The sequence below is a fragment of the uncultured Nitrospira sp. genome, from assembly GCA_902500695.1.
In the GTDB taxonomy this organism is placed as follows: Bacteria; Nitrospirota; Nitrospiria; order Nitrospirales; family UBA8639; genus Nitrospira_E.
Genome location: CABVRQ010000035.1, coordinates 2,430 through 5,154, shown reverse-complemented (window position 1 = coordinate 5,154; position 2,725 = coordinate 2,430). Strand labels below are relative to the sequence as shown.

Annotated in this window: 2 protein-coding genes; one reads left to right on the top strand and one right to left on the bottom strand. The window is 52.8% G+C overall.

The annotated features are described in order from the left end of the window. Positions 1–558: 558 nt before the first annotated feature. Positions 559–999, top strand: coding sequence for a hemerythrin domain-containing protein (locus tag AAH187_RS10375; RefSeq protein ID WP_342348388.1), 441 nt, complete (start codon positions 559–561; stop codon positions 997–999). Between the two features lie 51 nt (positions 1,000–1,050). Here the strand turns inward: AAH187_RS10375 and AAH187_RS10370 are convergent. Next, on the bottom strand, positions 1,051–2,725 hold a 1,675-nt coding region (locus tag AAH187_RS10370; RefSeq protein WP_342348387.1), incomplete at its 5' end, for a formate--tetrahydrofolate ligase.

Here is a 2,725-nt window from a genome sequence, read left to right as displayed (position 1 = left end):
AAAATGTCCAGCGTCTCCATAAGCCCTTCGAAATGCTCCATGCTGAGAAGCACGGCCGTGGGCACTCCGTCCCGTGTAATGCCTACCGTATCCTGACGCTTTTGTAGTTGACGGATCAGATCAAGGAGTTGCGCCTTCGCCTGCGTCACTGACACATATTGATCCACATGCGGCATTGGAAACCCTCCCCTTCAAATGGTTCGATATCTAACCATTATACTGGTCATCCTAAAACCAGACAAGATGATACGATCTGAAGACAATCGAGCATTGGTGGCCGTTCTTCAGAACGGTTGAATACTGCCCATTTTCGAACGCTCCCGTCTGCTGCTTCCACTGAAATTTCAAATTTTCCCTGTCGATCATTCCTCAACCGGCCATTCCGCGTGACCGGGAAGCACAGCTCCCCTCGGATGGAAAACGAACATGATATAAGTTAAGAAGGTTTGCGCCGCGACCGAAGAGTAATGTCGTGGATTCTCTTGACGATCTTATGCTGGTCAGTCCAGGATAATTAGAGACCACCCGGGACGCCCAGCCTGCATGAGAGGAGAACGTATGGCCACAACCACTATCGCGGAGTTTATGGGACATGACCATGACCGCCTGGATGAGATATTCAACCAGTTTCACACAATCAAGAAGCAGGATGCTCAAAAAGCCCGGTCACTGTTTCAAGAATTGGTAACCGGACTGCACCGACATATCATGTGGGAAGAGGAGATCCTCTTTCCGGTCTTTGAGGCTCAAGCGGAAATGGTCAGCGACCATGGACCGACCGGGGTCATGCGAAATGAACATCGGCAGATCAAGTACTTTCTGGAACAGATTCAGACAAAAGTCGCAGAAGGAGATCTTACCACCGAGGAAGCGGAAGAAGGCTTACTCCAGGTTCTCACCGCCCACAATGTGAAGGAAGAAAAAATCCTTTATCCGTGGATTGACAATTGCGTCAGCGACGAAGAGCGGGCTTCCCTGCTCGCCCAGATGGGAAATTGATTCCCAGGACCGCCCCCCCCTTTTCTGCCAGCCAGCTTCACATGCTCCTTTTCAAAACAACCCGATAATGTTTCCCTTTGCGTCAATCCCGATCGATTGAGCCGCAGGAACACGCGGCAACCCGGGCATCGTCATCATATCCCCGGTAATGACCACCACAAATCCCGCACCCATGGCGAGGCGAACCTCGCGAACCGGAAGAGTAAATCCGGTCGGGGCTCCTTTTTTGGCAGGGTCAGTGGAAAAGCTGTACTGCGTCTTCGCCATACAGATGGGGAAATGACCAAACCCGTTTTTTTCGAGTTCGGCAAAACGGGCGTGGACAGCCGGCGGAATCTCAACATCATCAGCCCGATAAATTTCTCTGGAGATGATTCGCACTTTTTCTGCCAGCGGAATCGTATCAGGGTACAGGACGCGAAAATCGGCGGGTTCTTTTTCGATAACCTCACGAACGGTTTCGGCCAGGGAAAGCGCACCGGCTCCGCCCTCAGCCCAATGATTCGCCAGCGCCATTTTGACCCCGTGATCCGCACACGCCTGTTCCACCAGTTCCAACTCCCGTTTAGTATCACTCGTAAATTGATTGATGGCCACGACCGCCGGAACCCCGAATTTTTTCACATTTTCCAAATGGCGCAATAGATTTGGCAACCCCTGCCGGAGCGCGTCCAGATCTTCCTGTTCAAGTTCTTTTTCTTTCGCCCCACCATGAAGCTTCAACGCCTTAATCGTCCCGACCACCACGGCACATGACGGCTTGAGGCCGGATCGCCGGCATTTAATGTTAAAAAACTTCTCTGCCCCGAGATCGGCACCAAACCCACCTTCTGTCACGACGTAATCAGCGAGTGTAAGCGCCGCCTTGGTCGCCACGACGGAACTACACCCATGGGCAATGTTCCCGAAGGGACCACCATGAACCAGGGCCGGATTATGTTCCAGGGTCTGTACAAGATTGGGATTGAGCGCCTCCTTGAGTAACACGGTCATGGCACCCTCCGCCTGGATATCTTTCGCAAAGACCATCTCTTTGTTAACGGTCCGCCCCACTTTGATATTGCCTAACCGTTGCTGAAGATCCTGGAGGTCCGTCGCCAAACACAGAATGGCCATGACCTCGGAAGCCGCAGTGATGTCAAACCGTCCTTCCCTCGTAAACCCGTTGGACTTTCCCCCAAGCCCCGTGACCACGGATCGCAGGGACCGATCATTGACATCCAGCACCCGCCCCCAAGTAACCCGACGGGAATCAATGTGGGGTTTGTGCCCCCAATTCACATGATTGTCTACCAGGGCCGCCAACAAATTGTGGGCGGACGTGATGGCATGAAAATCCCCAGTGAAATGCAAATTGATGTCGGTCATGGGGACCACTTGGGCATACCCACCCCCACATCCACCGCCTTTCATCCCGAAACAGGGACCCAGACTTGGCTCTCGAATAGCCGCAACAGCCCGTTCGCCGATCTTATTCAATCCATCCACCAGACCGATGAGCGTGGTGGTCTTACCTTCTCCGGCCGTCGTTGGGCTCATGGCGGTTATCAGAATGAGCTTGCTCTCCGGTTTGCTCGGAAATGGCGGGAGTGACGCTAAGGGAATTTTGGCCTTATACCGTCCAAACAATTCGATTTGACTCGCATCCAGATGGAGTTTTTCCCAGGCGATTTCGGCGATAGGTTGCAAGGGGATACGATTGGCAATGTCGAGATTAATGGAAGAA